The sequence below is a fragment of the Engelhardtia mirabilis genome, from assembly GCF_007748095.1.
Lineage (GTDB): Bacteria > Planctomycetota > UBA1135 > UBA1135.
Genome location: NZ_CP036287.1, coordinates 6,716,868 through 6,732,855, shown reverse-complemented (window position 1 = coordinate 6,732,855; position 15,988 = coordinate 6,716,868). Strand labels below are relative to the sequence as shown.

General features: G+C 69.4%; 11 protein-coding genes. 5 read left to right on the top strand and 6 right to left on the bottom strand.

Features of this window, described 5'->3' with window-relative positions; genetic code table 11:
• Positions 1 to 21: 21 nt before the first annotated feature.
• Entirely contained in the window at positions 22 to 1,416 is a 1,395-nt protein-coding gene (locus Pla133_RS24785; protein WP_419191942.1) for a M24 family metallopeptidase, read from the top strand.
• A 36-nt stretch (positions 1,417 to 1,452) separates the two neighbouring features.
• Here the strand turns inward: Pla133_RS24785 and Pla133_RS24780 are convergent, their stop codons facing one another.
• The 4 genes from Pla133_RS24780 to Pla133_RS24765 all read right to left on the bottom strand — a co-directional run bounded on the left by Pla133_RS24780 (position 1,453) and on the right by Pla133_RS24765 (position 7,443).
• Positions 1,453 to 3,669, bottom strand: coding sequence for a hypothetical protein (locus Pla133_RS24780; RefSeq protein WP_145070395.1), 2,217 nt, complete (start codon positions 3,667 to 3,669; stop codon positions 1,453 to 1,455).
• A gap of 8 nt (positions 3,670 to 3,677) precedes the next feature.
• A complete protein-coding gene (locus Pla133_RS24775) occupies positions 3,678 to 4,283 on the bottom strand; it encodes a hypothetical protein (RefSeq protein WP_145070392.1) in 606 nt (201 codons plus the stop codon).
• Positions 4,284 to 4,657: 374 nt separating this feature from the next.
• The gene (locus Pla133_RS24770; RefSeq protein WP_145070390.1) at positions 4,658 to 6,862 is read right to left on the bottom strand and encodes a hypothetical protein; all 2,205 of its coding nucleotides are present in this window, start codon (positions 6,860 to 6,862) and stop codon (positions 4,658 to 4,660) included.
• A complete protein-coding gene (locus Pla133_RS24765) occupies positions 6,859 to 7,443 on the bottom strand; it encodes a hypothetical protein (RefSeq protein ID WP_145070388.1) in 585 nt (194 codons plus the stop codon). Before Pla133_RS24765 ends, Pla133_RS24770 begins: the two co-directional genes overlap by 4 nt.
• 201 nt (positions 7,444 to 7,644) lie before the next feature.
• Here Pla133_RS24765 and prfB point away from each other — a divergent pair.
• The 3 genes from prfB (at position 7,645) to Pla133_RS24750 (ending at position 10,155) form a co-directional block, all read left to right on the top strand.
• Positions 7,645 to 8,749, top strand: a protein-coding gene (gene prfB / locus Pla133_RS24760) for a peptide chain release factor 2 (protein WP_419191941.1) whose coding sequence is annotated in 2 segments (ribosomal slippage) — positions 7,645 to 7,719 and positions 7,721 to 8,749 — 1,104 coding nt in all. Because the reading frame shifts where the segments join, the coding sequence is not laid out codon by codon here.
• A 222-nt stretch (positions 8,750 to 8,971) separates the two neighbouring features.
• Positions 8,972 to 9,571 (top strand): GIY-YIG nuclease family protein, encoded by a 600-nt coding sequence (locus Pla133_RS24755; RefSeq protein WP_419192461.1) that lies wholly within the window; start codon positions 8,972 to 8,974, stop codon positions 9,569 to 9,571.
• A 191-nt stretch (positions 9,572 to 9,762) separates the two neighbouring features.
• Positions 9,763 to 10,155, top strand: a complete 393-nt coding sequence (locus Pla133_RS24750) for a VOC family protein (protein ID WP_145070381.1) — start codon at positions 9,763 to 9,765, stop codon at positions 10,153 to 10,155.
• An 83-nt stretch (positions 10,156 to 10,238) separates the two neighbouring features.
• Here Pla133_RS24750 and Pla133_RS24745 read toward each other — a convergent pair whose 3' ends face one another.
• Both Pla133_RS24745 and Pla133_RS24740 read right to left on the bottom strand, forming a co-directional pair.
• Positions 10,239 to 12,440, bottom strand: a complete 2,202-nt coding sequence (locus tag Pla133_RS24745; RefSeq protein WP_145070379.1) for a hypothetical protein — start codon at positions 12,438 to 12,440, stop codon at positions 10,239 to 10,241.
• 229 nt (positions 12,441 to 12,669) lie between these two features.
• The gene (locus Pla133_RS24740; RefSeq protein ID WP_145070377.1) at positions 12,670 to 14,961 is read right to left on the bottom strand and encodes an Ig-like domain-containing protein; all 2,292 of its coding nucleotides are present in this window, start codon (positions 14,959 to 14,961) and stop codon (positions 12,670 to 12,672) included.
• A gap of 178 nt (positions 14,962 to 15,139) precedes the next feature.
• Here Pla133_RS24740 and Pla133_RS24735 point away from each other — a divergent pair, with 178 nt between their 5' ends.
• Positions 15,140 to 15,979 carry a hypothetical protein gene (locus Pla133_RS24735; RefSeq protein ID WP_145070375.1) on the top strand — a complete coding sequence of 280 codons (840 nt, stop codon included), beginning with the start codon at positions 15,140 to 15,142 and terminating at the stop codon, positions 15,977 to 15,979.
• The last annotated feature ends 9 nt before the right edge of the window (positions 15,980 to 15,988 follow it).

Genomic DNA, 15,988 nt, shown 5'->3' with positions numbered 1-15,988 from the left:
CATCGCTATCCTCGGCCGACCATGCAGCCCACGATCCGCCTGGCCGTCGCACTCCTCGCGCTCTCGTCCACATCCCTGGCCGCGCCGATCGTCGACGACGACGCGGTCCCCGCGGCCCAGGTGCCGGAGGTCGGCCTCGGCCGGGACTTCCACGCCGGTCGCCGCGCCGCCCTGCGCGAGGTCGTCGACGGCGGTTGGATCCTGCTGCGCGGCCTGCCGGCCACGCGCGACTACGTGGCCTTCCGCCAGGACAAGGTGTTCTGGTACTTCACCGGCATCGAGAGCCCGGGCGCGTCGCTGCTGATGGACGCGGCCGGCGAGACGGAGATCCTCTACCTGCCCGACGCCCGGCCCCAGGTCGAGCAGTGGGAGGGGCCGCGCTGGGACACCGGCGACGAATGGGCCCGGGCCGCGGCGGGGGTGACCGACGTGCGGCCCGAGCGTGCGCTGCTGAAGGACCTCGAGCAGCTGGCGGCCGAGGGCGAGCTCACGCTCCACGTGCCTCGCGACCCCTGGGTGACCCTGGCCGGGGCCACCGATCGCGCCTGGCCCTACAACCGCGAGATCGAGCGCGATCCCCTGGACGGGCGCCCCAGTCGCGAGCGCGCCCTGGCCCAGGCCCTGGAGGAGCGCTTCGGCGCCAAGGTCGAGAACTGCTCGGCGCAGATCGCCGAGCTGCGCCGGATCAAGACGCCCGAAGAGGTCGCCGCCCTGCGGCGCGCCGCGGACGCCAGCGTGGCCGCCATCCTCGAGGCCGTGCGCTCCACCCGCGCGGGCCTCTACGAGTGGGAGATCGACGCGCTGATGACCTTCGTGCACCGGCTCCAGGGCGGCACCGGGCCGGCCTACTACGCCATCGTCGGTGCCGGGGCGAACTCCTGCGTGCTGCACTACAGCGAGGTGTCGAAGCGCCTCGAGCCGGGCGAGGTGCTGCTGGTCGACTACGCCTGCGAGCTGGACCACCAGACCTGCGACATCACCCGCACCTGGCCGGTGGACGCGAGCTTCAGCCCGCGCGCCGCTGAGCTTTACGACATCGTGGCCGAGGCCCAGGTCGCCGGCATCGCGGCCTCGGTGCCGGGCGCTTCCTTCGGCGACGTGGACGCTGCCTGCAACGCGGTCTTCGAGCGCCACGGCGTGCTCGACCTGCGCTTGCACGGTCCCAGCCACTACATCGGCATGGAGGTCCATGACCCCGGCAGTTACGCCAAGCGCCTGGAGCCCGGCGTGGCGATCACCGTCGAGCCCGGCCTGTACGACACGGCCGCCGGCATCGGCATCCGCATCGAGGACGTGATTCTGGTCACGGACGAGGGACCGGTGAACCTGACCGCCGGCGCGCCGCGGGCGCGCGCCGAGATCGAGGCCCTGCGGGCACAGGAAGGTCTCTTGGATCGCATGCAAGCCGGCGAGTGAGCGGGGGGGAGCCGGGCTCCCCCCCGCCCCGCCCGGTCAGAAGAGCTTCTTGCCTTTGGCCGTGTTGGAGGCCTCCAGGGGCAGGGCCAGGGTGTCGATCCGCAGCACGCCCGCCTGCAGGTGGAAGGTCACCTGCGTGGGCAGGAGCACGATCGGGATCTGGTAGCTCGCCAGCCCGATCGAGTCGCCGGTCAGCACCGCCACCTGGAACAGGCCCGCGATCCCGCCGCCGATGTCCAGGTCGAGCACGCCCGGGACCGACGTGGGCAGGCTCGACAGGGACACGAACAGGAACGCCAGGTCGCCCGGGGCCGCGGCGACCCGCGCGGCGATCGGGCTGGTGGAGGTCCAGAACTGGAGCCCGTCGGCGATGTTCAGAACGGGGATCGCGGGTGCGACGACGTTGATCGTCGTCGAGGCCGCGCCCAGCGGCGTGGTCACCACCAGGTCCTGGGGCCCGAGTTGGGCGAACTGCGGCAAGGTGATCGACAGGCCACTGAGCCCGATGGCGGAGAAGCTCGCCACGCTCGCGCCGCCGATCGTGACCGACGTCGCGCTGCCGATGTTGGTGCCGCTGACGATGACCTGCGGCGCCGCGGTGCTGTAGAGAGTCTGCACCGTCGACAATGACAGGCCACTGATCGTCGGCGGACCGACGGAGCCGTTCACGCGCGCGCGGATCTCGTAGGAGCCGGTGGGTCGGAAGCTCGACTGGGCGGCGACTTGGATCGAGTAGGTCCCAGTCTGGTCGATCACCGCGTCGGACAACTTGGCATTGGCGCCGGCGCCGCCGGTGAAGGCTGTCGTCACGATCGAGCCATTCGGCGCGAAGAGGGACAGGCGCGTATCGCAGTAGGTTTCGTGGTCCGGGGCTCCGCCGGGGTAGCGGGTCTCGACTTCGACCACCTGTCCCGCCGTCAGGTCCACCAGGAACACGTCCACGTCGCCGCCACCTGGAACCGGCGGGTCGAATGGGGAGGCGTAGAGGGTCAGGGTCGGACTCCAGGCATCGCCCAGGACCAGGGGCGTGCCTTGGGCAGTGCTGCCATCGGGTTCGAAGAGGTCCTCCTCCACGCGGATCTTCCAGGCCGCGAAAGCCGCGCTCAGCTCCGGATAGCGGTCGGCGCCCGCATCCAGGAACAGCCCGTCCCACAACTCGATGACGTGCAGGTAGGGCGAGTCCACCACCTCGGGGCCGGTGAAAGCCGCCCACTGGGCCTGGTCGCCGTCGAGTCCGGGCGCGAGGTCGATGCTGCCGTCGAGCAGGTCGTCGTCGCCCGGGATGCCGTCGTCCGTGTCGGCGCGGTCGACCAGGTCCCACAGGGCGCAGAAGACCGCGCCCTCGTCGGCTTCGCCGCCGGTGAAGGCGGCGTAGGGCGCGCCGTCCTCGAAGCGCATGTGGAGCTGGACGGTGCCCGGGCCGCTGCTGCCGTCCCCGTCGCAGTCCAGGTAGAAGCCCGGGTTGGCGAGCCCCTGGTGCTGGCGCACTGCCCCCGCGAAGAAGGAGGCCCATCCCTCGCCCAGGGACAGGGCCGGGTCCTGGTCGCTCTGGGTGAATCCGTGGGATCCCCCGGGGTTGTCGGAGCTCGAGTACAGGTTGTGGATCACGTGCCCGATCTCGTGCAGCACGACGAGATCGTCGAAGCCGTCGTCGTCGGAGATGTGGGCGTTGTTGAAGGTGGCGAAGGAGCCGCTGTCGGGCCACTGCACGAGCAGGTTCAGGGGCAGTCCGCCGGCGCCGAGGGAGGTGACGTACTCCATGGCGCGCACCCCTTGATCGAGCAGGTTGAAGGGCCCGCCCACGTAGCCGGGCCCGATGACCTTGGGCGCCACGAGCTGGCCCGCATCGAAGGGCGCGGCCAGGTCGGGGATCGAGAGGATCGGGCTCGAGGTGGAGTAGACGGCGCCGGACAAGTCCTCGACCTGCACCCGGCCCACGCCGTAGTTGGTCGAGAGACTGAACGCCCGCACGATCACGTCGCGTGGTCCACTGCCGGCCACCGCGATGGTGAAGTTACCGCTGAGATCGGTGGAGCCCGAGCCCAGCACGGCTCCGCTGCCCGCGTCGAGGATGCGAACGATCGCCTTGGGGACCGGGCGTTCGACGTCGACGCCTGTGAACCCGCCCGAGAACGTGAACTCGCGGTCGACGTAGAGCAGTTGCCCGGAGGCGCTGCCCTGGGCCGCAGCGTGGTTCGACGCAGCGAGGTTCGACGCAGCGGCGCAGGCCACGGCGACGAGGACGGAGAGCATCGAGCGGCTCATCGGGCTTCCCCCGTGCCAGCGGATGCGCGGTGCAGGGCCGCGAAGTCGCGGCTGACCAGGGGCGCGCTGCCATCAGCGCTCGCCGTGGTCCGAAGGCTGCCGAGCAGGTCGGGCTCGAGCTCACCGAACTCGAGGCGCTCGGTGACGCGCAGCGTGGCGATGCCGCCCTCGATCACTGGGTCCACGACGTGCGCCACGGCGACGACTTCCAGGGCGAAGCCCGGGCCGGTCGGCGGGGCCACGACGGCGCCGCCGCGCTGCGAGTCACCGGCCAGAGTCAGGCCGCGGAGCACGGCGTCGTGGCTGACCACGGCACCGCCGTCCGGCAGCCGCAGCTCGACCGCGAGGTCCAACACGTCGATCAGCGGATTGACCGAATAGCCGAATCGAAGCGCTCCGGAGGCGTGCTCCGGCGCAGTCAGGGTCAGGCGCAGGGGCGCCAACGGCTTGCAGGCGGTGGGCCGCGCACGCAGCGGGAGGATCGTGGCGGGTGAGGCACCGCCCTGGGGCGCAGCGGCCTCCAGCGGGGCGGGATTGGGCGAGAGCGCGGTCAGGAACGACGCGCAGCACAGCACGAGCAGTCGCGAGGACGAGGGTCGCATCGGAACGATCTGGAGAGAACGTGGCGGCGACGCCGGGGTAGGGCGCCGTGGGGAACGCCGGGCGAGCTAGGGACCCGGCGCCGGCAGGTCACGCCGAGGACCACGAGTTCGCCGACGCCCGGTCCGTCGTCGACGAGGCTCAGCAGTCGGTCGGCGGATCGGCGTCACCGCGAGCGTCGGGGGGCTCACCCGCGCAGGTCGCCTTCCGGACCCCGACGGGCCGATCGAATGCGGCTACGGACCCGATCTGCACGTCGCGATCCAGTTCAGCCAATCGACGCAAGGGACCACTGACATGGGGCGAGTGTCGTCACCGAGCTCACCTTCGACGCCGACGACCGAGTTCGCGCCACCCTCGTGCTCCACGGCTGACGTCAGAAGGACTTCGCGCCCTGGACCGCATTCGACGCCAGCAACGGCAGGGCCAGGGTCGCGCTCGGCAGCACTCCCGCCTGCAGGTGGAATGGCACCTGCGCGGGCAGGGAGGCGACCGGGATCGGGTAGCTCGCCAGGCCCGCACCGTTGCCCACCAGCAGCGCCACCTGGAACAGGCCCGAGAGCCCTCCACCGATGTCCAGATCGAGCACTCCCGGGACGGCCGTGGGCTGGTCCGAGAGGGACACGAATAGAAAGGCCAGGTCACCGGGTTCGGCGGCGACGCGGGCCGCGATCGGCGTGATCGAGTTCCAGAAGGGCGCCCCGTCGGCCACGTTGAGCAACGGCGCCGCCGGCGTCGTCACGCTGATCGGCGTCGAGGCACTCCCCAAGGGTGTCGTCACGACCAAGTCCTGCAGGCCGAGCTGCACGTAGTTCGCGCCGTGGATCTCGAGCCGGTCGAGCCCGACCGCAACGAAGCTTTCGACCTGCGCCCCTCCGATCGTGACCGACGTCGCGTTCCCGATGTCCACACCGTCGACCACGATCGTCGGTGAGGCCCCGACGAGCAGCGTCTGCACCGAGGTCGGCGAGAGGCCAGTGATCGCCGGCGGACTCAGGACCACGGCGCGAATCTCGTAGGAGCCGGTCGCCTTCAGGCTCGACTCGGCGGCCACGTGGATGGCGTGGGGCCCGCTCTGCTCGATGACGAGGCCAGCGAGCTTGGCGTTGTCGCCCGCGCCACCGTCGAGGCTGCTCGCGACGAGCGAGCCGTCCGGGGCGAAGAGTGCCAGGCGCGTATCGCAATAGGTCTCGTGGTCCGCGGCGCCGCTTGGATAGCGGGTTTCGATCTCGATCACCTGGCCCGCGAAGAGGTCCACCCGGAACACGTCCACATCGCCGCCCCCCGGGACTGGCGGATCGAGGTCGGAGGCGTACAGGGTCAGGGTGGGACTCCAGGCCTTGCCAGGGACCAGCGGCGTAGCCTGCGCCGTGGTGTCGTTGGGCTCGAACAGGTCCTCCTCGACGCGGATCTTCCAGGCGGCGAAGGCGGCGCTCAGCTCCGCGTAGCGGTCGGCCCCGGCGTCCAGGAACAGCCCGTTCCACAGCTCGATCACGTGCAGGTAGGGCGAGCTGACCACGACGGGGCCAGTGAAGGCCTGCCACTGGGCCTGGTCCCCGTCGAGCCCGGGGGCGAGGTCGATGGTGCCGTCGAGCAGGTCGTCGTCGCCGGGGAAGCCGTCGTCGGTGTCGTGGCGGTCGATCAGGTCCCACAGGGCACAGAAGACCGCGCCCTCGTCGGCCTCCCCGCCGGTCAGTTGGGCGAAGGGCGCTCCGTCCTCGAAGCGCATGTGGATCTGGATCCCGGCTGGCCCTGTGCTGCCGTCGCCGTCGCAGTCCAGGTAGAAGCCCGGGTTCGACAGGCCCTGGTGCTGGCGCACCGCGCCGGCGAAGAACGAGGCCCAGCCCTCGCCCAGGGAGATGGAAGGATCCTGATTGCTCTGACCCAGGGTGTGGCCCCCGCCCGCGCTGTCCGAGTCGGAGTAGAGCTTGTGGATCACGTGCCCGATCTCGTGCAACGCGACGATGTCGTCGAAGCCGTCGTCGCCGGACAGGTGCGCCACGTTGTAGATGGCGAACGAGAACAGCTCGGGCCATTGGATCCGAATCGTCTCCGGCAGCCCGCCGGCGCCCTGGTCGGTGACGTACTCCATGGCTCGCACGCCCTGGTCGAGCAGGTTGAAGGGACTGCCTACGAATCCGGAGGCGGTCACCTTCGGAGCGATGAGCTGCCCGACGTCGAAGGTCGTCGCGAGGTCCGGGATCGAGAGCGTCGGGCTGGAGGTGGAATAGACGACGCCGTCGACGGTCTCGACCAGCACGCGATTGGCCCCGTAGGTGCCCGACACGCAGAACCCGCGCACGATCACGTCCCGGGGGCCGCTGCCCGCGACGGCCAGGCTGAAGTTGCCGTCGAAGTCGGTCAGGCCGGCGCCCAGGATGGCGCCGTCGGTGGCGTCGAACACCCGCACGACCGCGTTCGGCACCGGACGCTCGGTCTCCACGCCGGTGAAGCCGTCCTCGAACGTGAGCTCGCGGTCGACGTAGAGGAGCTGACCCGAGGCAATGCCCTGGGCGGCCGCCTGATCGAGCTGGGTGGCGCAGCAAAGGGCCAACAGGAACGTGAGCAACGAGCGACTCATCGGCCTGCCCCCGCGCTGTCGACCGGGCGGTGGACGGCCGCGAAGTCGCGGCTGACGAAGGCCTCGTCACCGACGGGGCTCGACGTGAGCAGCAAGCGCCCGGGCGTGTCGCGAGCGACCTCGCCGAACTCCAGCAGCTCGGTCACGCACAGGGTCGCGATGCCGCCAGTGATCACCGGGTCGGCGACCCGGGCCTTCGCGACGACCTCCACGACGAATCCCGGTCCGGCCGGCGCGGCGATCCGGGCCGAACCGCTGTGCTCCTGCCCGGCCTCGGTGCTTCCCGCGCGCACGGCAGCGTGGCTGGCCACCGCACCGCCGCGGGGCAGGCGCAGCTCGACCTCGAGGTCGAGCACGTCGACCAGCGGGGTGACCGAGTAGGCCAGCTCGAACGAGCCGGCGCCGTCGTCGGGCGGGGAGAGAGTGAGGCGCAGCGGCGCCATCGGCTTGCAGCTGCCCGAGCCCGAGCGCAGGGGCAAGGAGGCCGCGGGCGGCTCCTGGGGCTCCGGCGACGGCGGGACGATTGCCGCGAGTGCCCCTACACAGCAGAGGGCCAACAGGACCGGAATCGTGGGTCGCATCGAGATCGCTTCGGTGGGTTCGCGGCGGCGGCGCCGGGGGGCGCCAGTGGGGGTGACGACAGCGCGACTAGGGCAGCGGCGGCGGCGAGTCACGGCGAGCGGATCCCGACTTCGCCCGCGCCGGACGGAGTGGCGCGACCCGCGACGCGGAAATCGCCTCCCTAGGCATGGCCGGCGCCCCTGCGTAAACTCTCCGCCCCCATGGCATCCCTCAGCGATCACAAGGAGGCCTTCGCGGCCTCTCGCAGCCGGCTGAACCAGCTAAAGGAGGGTCTTTGACTACCCTTCCCGCGCTGCGCGTCTGGCCGAGCTGAACAAGCTCCAGGAGTCCGCGGACTTCTGGAACGACTCCGACAAGGCCCAGAAGCTCGTCGGTGAACTCAAGACCCTGCGAACGGTGATGGATCCGCTCGCCCAGCTCGAGACCAGCCTGGAAGAGGCCGATCTCCTGCTGGAGATGGGCGCCGAGGAGGGCGAGGCCGAGGTCATGGACGACCTGGCAGCCCTGGCCACGAAGGTCGCCGAGCAGACCGACGCGCTCGAGTTCAAGGTCATGCTCGGGGGCGACCACGACAGCTCCAACGCGTACATCGCGATCAGCGCCGGGGCCGGCGGCGTCGACGCCTGCGACTGGGCCGAGATCCTGCTGCGGATGTACACGCGCTGGGCCGAGCGCCAGGACTTCGACGTGGAGCTGCTCGAGCGCTCCGAGGAGACCGAGGGCGGCATCCGCTCCGCCCAGCTCTTCGTGCGCGGCCCCTACGCATTCGGCTACCTCAAGTCCGAGGCCGGCGTGCACCGCCTGGTCCGCATCAGCCCCTTCGACGCCCAGGCCCGCCGCCAGACCTCCTTCGCCAGCATCGACATCACGCCCGAGGTCGACGACGACGTCGACATCGAGATCGCCGAGTCGGACCTGCGCATCGACACCATGCGCGCCGGCGGGGCCGGCGGCCAGCACGTCAACAAGACCGAGTCCGCCGTGCGCATGACGCACCTGCCCACCGGCGTCGTCGTGCGTTGCCAGAACGAGCGCAGCCAGCACAAGAACCGCGCCACCGCCCTCAAGCTGCTCAAGGCCAAGCTGATCGCCCTGCGCGAAGCCGAGCGCGACAAGGAGATGGCCAAGCTCTACGGCGAGAAGGGCGAGATCGCCTGGGGCAGCCAGATCCGCTCCTACGTCATGCACCCGTACCAGATGGTCAAGGACCACCGCACGGGCGAGGAGGTCGGCAACATCCAATCGGTGCTGGACGGCGACCTCGACGCCTTCATGACGGCGTACCTGCGGCAGAAGCACGACTGATCCGGGCCGCTTGGCCGACGTGCGCCCAAGGCGCCGATCGAGGCCGGCCCCGAGGGACCAGCCCGTCTCGGCTTCATAGTGGGCCTCTCGCGCGACTCGGGCATCAGCTGCCCCATCATGACCTGCGATAGGAGCATGTGGCGCGAATAGGTCCCCCTGGCTGGCATCCTGGGTCGAATCCGAGTGAAAAGCCGTTTTATGACTGAGACTCAATTGAGCGTCGTGTACGTCCTGACGAACCCGGCCATGCCGGGGCTCGTGAAGATTGGAATGACGAACCAGAGTGAGCCCAATACTCGAGTGGCACAGCTCTACACCACTGGTGTACCCGTGCCGTTCACCGTCGAGTTTGCATGCCGCGTTCTGAACCCGAGTGAGGTCGAGAAGGCCCTTCACGTGGCATTTGGGCCCCACCGAGTGAACCCGAAGCGAGAGTTCTTTCAGATCGATCCGGAGCAGGCGATCGCGATTCTGAAGCTCTTTGATACGGCGGAAGACGTGACCACCGACTTGGCTGGAGACCTCGAAGGGATCGAACCTCAGGAATCAGCGGCGGCAGAGAAGTTGAAGTCCCGTCGACCGAACCTCAACTTCGAGGAAATGGGGATCCCGATGGGTGCGTTCCTCCATTCCAATCGATCGAGCGATGTGGTCAAAGTCGTCGGCCCGAAGAAGGTCATGTTCAACGGTGAGGAGATGTCGCTGTCTGCCGCTACGCAAACCATGATGGGGGTGGACTACCCCTTGGCGCCAGGCCCCTATTGGACCTTCGAGGGCGAAGCGATGAAGGACATCTACAACAAGACCTACGTCGACCTCTAGGTTCGCGAAAGTCGTGTTCGAGCTCGAGGAGGTCTGGCAAGGCCTGGGCCGAGTTCAAGATTGAGCGACCCTGACGGGGCTCGCAATCGATCGACGGGGCCGTAGTCTCACCTCGATCGCCTCCCGCCCGCAGCCATGTGTGCGGAGCCGGGGACTCGACTCGGCCCCAATCAAGTAGCCGGGATAAGTTGATGCTCCACCACATCGAGATCTACGTGAGCGACCTCGAGCGCTCGATCGCCTTCTGGACGCCGTTCATGGCCAAGCTCGGCTATGCGCCGGACCGTTGGTCGGGGGGCATGAATTACGTGAAGGACGGGTTGGCGTACCTGTGCTTCCTGCCGGCGCCGAAGGAGCACTTGAGGGCCGGCTACCACCGCAAGCGGGTCGGGCTGAACCACCTGGCCTTCACTGGCGAGTCGCGGGCGCACGTTGACGAGATCGCGGCCTGGGTCAAGGCCGAGGGGTACACGGTGCTGTACGAGTCGGAGTACCCCCACGCCACGGGGCCGGACTACTACGCGCTCTACTGCGAGGATCCGGACCGCATCAAGGTCGAGGTCGTGGCGCCGTTCGAGGACTGAGCCGTGGCCAAGAGGTCGAGCAAGCGGGCTGCCGTTCGGCGCAAGGCGTCATCGACGGTGGGTAGCGGTGAATCCGCCCGACCTCAGTCCTGCTTCAAGAGCGTCGGGTCGAGCACGGTGATCAACAGCCCGTCGTTGTAGGCGAAGTCAACCGTCTCGCGCTGCATCTCCTCCCAGGCGGCGACGAGCTCGAAGTCGTCGAAGTTGCTGGGGATCAGGATCGTGATGTGGTCGCCGCGCAGGAAGCGGGCGACGCCGCGCACGCCGCCCGGATCGAAGGTGCTGCCGGTGATGGGGGCCAGGCCGAGGGCGCAGGCGTAGGGCTCGGTACCCGACAGGGGCCCGCCCGCGACGGAGTTGGGCACGACCTGGTCGGGCTCGGAGAGGCCCTCTTCGCCGACCACCTCGATCAGGTGCAGGGGCTTGTTCTGGCGCTTCAGCAGCGTCGCGTGGGCCAGGGGGTCGCCGTCCTCGGTGACGATCTGGGCCACGTCGAGGAAGGACTCGAAGTCGGGGGTTCCGGGCTCGATGCCCTTGGCGGCCAGACCCTCGGTGATCTGCGGGCCGAAGGTGGCCGACCCCTCGAGGAGTCGCGCGAGGCCGCCGCCGGGCATGGCCAGGGTGGCCGAGACGATGCGGTCGGTGTGGGGCAGCATCTGGCCGCCGACGATCGCTCCCAGGGAGTGGCCCACGTAGTGGATTCGCTCGCCGTCGAGGTCCGGTCTGCCGTCGCCGTCGAAGTCGATGGTGTCGACCAGCTCGATCAGGTTCAGCAGGTCGGAGGCCGCCTGACGCAGGTTGTCGCGGGTCGAGAGCAGGCTCTCGAGCTGGATGAAGTGGGCGCCGGAGGAGTCCGCGACGCCGTCCGCGCCGGGGAACTCGTCGTCGTCGACCTCGGTCAGCAGGTCCAGACCGAAGGTGCGCTCGCGCGGCTGGCCGGGGACGTCCGCGTAGCCGGCGAAGAGCGGGTCCTCCTCGTCGCGGATCCCGTGCAGGGGCAGGTCGATGGCCACGATCGCGAAGCCCGCCAGGCCGAAGGCGTTGACCAGGGCCAGGGCGTTGGTGCGGTTGCCGGTGATGCCGTGTTGGAAGACGACCACGGGCCAACCGCCCTCGGGCTTGGGCGTGATCGGTCGCACCATCAAGACCGGCACCGTGGCCGTGCCCTGCGCGGCGGGCAGTGGGTTGCGACCGGTCAACGGCCGCTCGTCGTCGTCCGGGCCGAAGGGGAAGCGCGCGCGCCAGTGCTGGGTCAGGGGTGTCTCGTCGCCGTTGAGCTGCAATGGGTCGCTCGTGCCGATGGCTTGGGCCGAGAAGCTCGGGACGGTCAGCGCGCCCTCGAAGAACTGGCCCAGGAAGAAGGGCACACCGTCGGGGAGCGGGATCTCCACCGGCCCCATGACCGCGAGCTCGGCGGTCGGCGCAGGACCGCTCGGATCGTCGCTACAAACCAGGTTCGGCTCCAGGGAACACAGGTCCGCGGCGAACAGCGCCTCCTCGCCCAGGGCGATGGCGCGCAGGGCTTCGTGTACCGCTCCCAGGGACTGGGTCGTGAAGCTCGTCGACACCACGATGTCGTCGGTCTGCACGCCGAAGGCCGCTAGCGCCGAGCGCTCCGCCAGGAGTCGTTGCTGCAAGGGCGCCAGGGGATTGGAGGGCGGCACGAGCTCGGGCGCCGCCGCCAGGTCGTAGACGATGCTGGGGGCGATGGGCTCGCCATCGGCCGCGCGCAGGGCGTTCGTGGCGAATGCCAGGTAGCTCGTGGACGGGGTCAGGGGCCGCGCGGGCCAGAGGCGGATCTCGACCCCGCTCGATTCCAGCTCGAGCTCGACCTCCTGCGGGCGAACCTCGCGCACGATTGCCGCGACCGGTGCGCCGGCCAGGGCCAAGGCAGTGTCCAACTGCACCTCGAACAGGCGCACGCTGGAGCCGAACACCACCGACGTCGGATCGAGGGCTTCGCTGAAGCGGAATCGCACCGGGGTCGCGATCGACCAACCGTCGATGGCCGAGAGGGCGCCGACGAGGCCTTGGCTGCTCGGGTCGTCGGCGTCCGGCGGCGAGAGGGTCCCGTCGATCGTGCCCTCGAACAAGAGGTCGTTGGGCAGGGGCAACTGGCCCGTGGTCGGCGAGTAGATCGCCGTGGGCTGCAGGATCGTCGAGACCTCGCCCGAGGAATGGTCGCAACCAGTCAGCAGAGAGGCGCACGCGCAAAGGGCCAGAGCGACGTCACTGCGCGGAGACCGGGGCGCGGCATGATCGCGCGGGCACTCGAGGTTCGACATGGGGGCTCCTCAGGAGGGTCGGAGCTGCGAGCATAGCTCCCGGTGGTCAGCGCGCTCGCACCCTCGTGAACCAACCGATGCCGAGGACCGGTCGGCCGTCGGTCGAGCCGGCGCTGTCGCAGAAGCTGGATCGACCTCGAGTGAACGTCGCGCGGCCGTCCCGAACGCGAGCGGGCCGGGAGTCACCTCCCGGCCCGCTCGCTCTGCGTCTGTCACGGCCCCGTACCGATCACGGCCCCGTATCAATCACCGTCTCGTCGACCAGCGTCAGCATCGTGCCGTTCGACACGGCGAACTCGACCGTCTGCGCCAGCATCTCCGTGTTGGTGTCGTCGAGCGTCGCCACCGGCACAGTGGTCAGGGACGGGAAGGGCAGGGACTGGTGCGCGCCGCGGATGAAACGCACGGCGCCGAAGATCGGAGCGCCGGAGGGCACGTCGGCCTCGATGTCGTCCAGGCCCAGCGCCGCGAAGTAGGGCTCGGTGCCCGCCAGCGGCGCGGTCGCCGCGCTGTTGGGGATCGTCTGGTCCGGCAGGAAGGTCGGCGCTTCGCCAACCACCTCGAGGGCGTGGATCGGAGTCGGCGTGGGTCCGCCGGGCGGCGGGGCCTGGGGGCTGATCAGCCGGGCGTAGTTCAGCGGATCGGCATCGGCGGCCACCGTCTGGGCCGCGACGAAGAACAGGTTGTACTCGGCCGTGCCGGGGAGGATCCCCGCCGCAGCGAGCCCGCCGTTGATCTGCCCCGAGAAGTTGGGCGAGTTCTGCAGCAGGTAGGCGAGCTGACCGCCGGGCATGCCGAGGGTCGCCGAGCTCACGGTGCGGACCTGGTTGGCGTAGGCCAGGAAGATGCCACCGGTGATCGCACCCAGGGAGTGCCCCACGAAGTGCACGTCCGAGCCGCTCAGGTCCGGCGTGCCGTCCGCCGGGCCGCCGACGCCGTCGGTCACGTCGATCTGGTCGATCAGGGATAGCAGGTAGAGCTGGTCCGAGACCGCCTGGCGCAGGTTGTCCCGCGTGGTCCGCAGGCTGCCCAGGTTGATGAAGTGCGCGCCGCTGGGATCGGCGAAGCCGTCCCCGGACGGGTTGGGCGTGCCGATGAAGTTGTCCAAGAGGTCCAGACCGAAGGTCCGCTCGCGCAGGTCGTCGACTGCCGTCTCGTAGCCGGCGAAGAGCTCGGCCGGGAAGGGGTCACCGAACTGGCTCGAGGGATCGAGCCCGTGCAGGGGCAGGTCGATCGCGACGCAGGCGTAGTTCGCCAGGGCGAAGGCGTCCGCCACGGAGTTCGAGGCTAGCACCTCCTGGAACACGCCGGTGGACACCTCGACCGTGCCGGCGTTGCCGATCAGGTCGCTGCGGTTGCGGGTGATGCCGTGCTGGAAGATGGCCACGGGCCAACCGCCCACGGGCGGCGCCGCGCCCTTCGGAACCGTGACCAAGACCGGGATCGTGACCTGGCCGGTGGTGGCCGGTAGGGGGTTCAGCGAGGTGACGTGGTTCGGGTCGTCGGTCCCCGGGGCGAGCCAGTCGAAGCGCGAGTTCCACCAGGTCAAGAGCGGAGCCGGGTCCTGGGTCAGGTCGTCGACGCCCGTGCCGCCGGCAGCGGCCGCGGTCAGGAAGTACGGCACCGTCAGCTCGCCCTGGAATACCCGCACCAGGTCCACGTTGGTGGTGATCGAAGGCAGTTCGACGAACCCTCCGATGCTGGCGACCAGGTTGGGGTCCGCGCTCATGTCGGTGCAGTCCACCGGGGCCGCGCCGCACAGGCCGGCGATCACCGCCGACTCGCCGCCCTGGACCAGCGTCGCCACGGTGCCGAGGACGGTGCCGATGGCCTGGGTCTGGAAGGTGAAGCTGACGACGATGCTCGATTTCGCGATGCCTTCGCCCACCGCCGCCGTCTGCATCGCACCGATCAGGCCCTGCAGCGGCTTGAGCGGGTTGTCAGCAGCCAGGGGCGCGGTGTCCGACGCCAGGTCGTAAACGATGCTGCGTTGCGTGGCGGCACCGTCCGCGTCCTTGACCGCATCGGTGACGATCACCATGTAGTTGGACGACGGCTCGAGCGCGCGCAGGGGCAACAGCGCGATCGCACGGAAGTCCGGTGTCGCGGTCGCCACGAAGTCGACGCCGAAGGTCAACTCCGAGTCGATGCCCGTGACGGCGTTACCACTCGACAGGCCGGCGGTCGTGACCGCGAACATGCGCACTGCACCGGGCAGCACCGTGGCCGGGTCGATCGGCTCCGAGAAGGCGACCGAGATTGGCGCCGTCGGCGACCAGCCGTCGAGCGCGTTGATCGCCGCGAACAGACCCTGCTGGGCAGGGTTGCTCGGAATCGGCGCATTCAACGTGCCGTCCGTCGACCCCGAGAGGAGCAGGTCGTTGGGCAGCGGGATGGCGCCGGTCGAGGGCGAGAAGATGGCCACGGAGCCGATCGGCGTCGTGACGACGTTGGACGACTTGTCGCAAGCGCTGAGGAAGGCGCCGACGATTGCCAATGAGAGGGCCGCAGTGCGTTTCATCGGTGGGCTGGAGTCTCGGGACTCGGAAGAAGGGGCATCTTATCCACGGCCCCCGAGGCCGCCGCGCCGCAAATGAAAATGGGGTCAACACCGCCCGGTGCCTCCGATTAGGATTCGGCTTCGCGTCCCCCGGCGTCCGTCGCCTGGGAGCAGTTCACGAGGCCCTCCGAGAGTCCCGATGACGATCCGTCACGCCTGGGTCCAGGTCGCTGCGACCGTGCGAACCGCATCCGCACGCCGTGCGCCCCGTCCGTCGTCCACGTTGTTCTTGGCCGCTGGCGTGCTCGCAATGGGCGCACTCAGCTCATGCGCTGGCCTTACCCAAGAAGCGGTCGCCACGGACCAGTCGCGGTTCTGGGAAGGAATGGGTGAGGGCTCGCACACCCTGGGGGTCTCCTCGGGTTGGGGCATCTTCAACGCCAAGGTCGCGCTCGAGGACAAGAGCGGTTCGCCGGAGCTCGGCTCGGGCACGGACTACACCAAGCTGCAGCCGATCGGCGGCGGTGCCGCGAAGTACAACTACTTCCTCACCGACAACTTCGCTCTGGGCGGCATCGTCGAGTTCCGCTCCTTCAAGGCGGACCCGGTGGAGCCCCTGGCGAGCAAGATCTCGCCGGACGAGTACACGTCGATCCACTACCTGTTCTCGACGCGTTACTACACCGATCCGCTCCAGGCGAACCCGCGCATGAAGCTCTTCGGTGGCATCGACCTGGGCTACATCGACGGCATCTCCCTCGATGCGACGGTGCAGTACAGCCCCAGCTTCCAAGAGCGCGTGACCCTCGAGGGCGACGAGTACTGGACGCTCGGCTTCGTCGGCGGCGCGAGCTTCTGGTTGGCGGACAGTTTGAGCCTCGAGCTCGGTGCCTTCTGGGAAGTGGCCCTCGATTCGACCGACGACGACCTGGTGCTCAACATCCCCCAGGGCGGCGGCGGCACCGACGCCAACACGGTCTCGGGCAAGGTCACTCCCGAGGGCGTGATCTTCTTCCTGGGGCTGACTTACTTTCTCTAGCAAGCACGC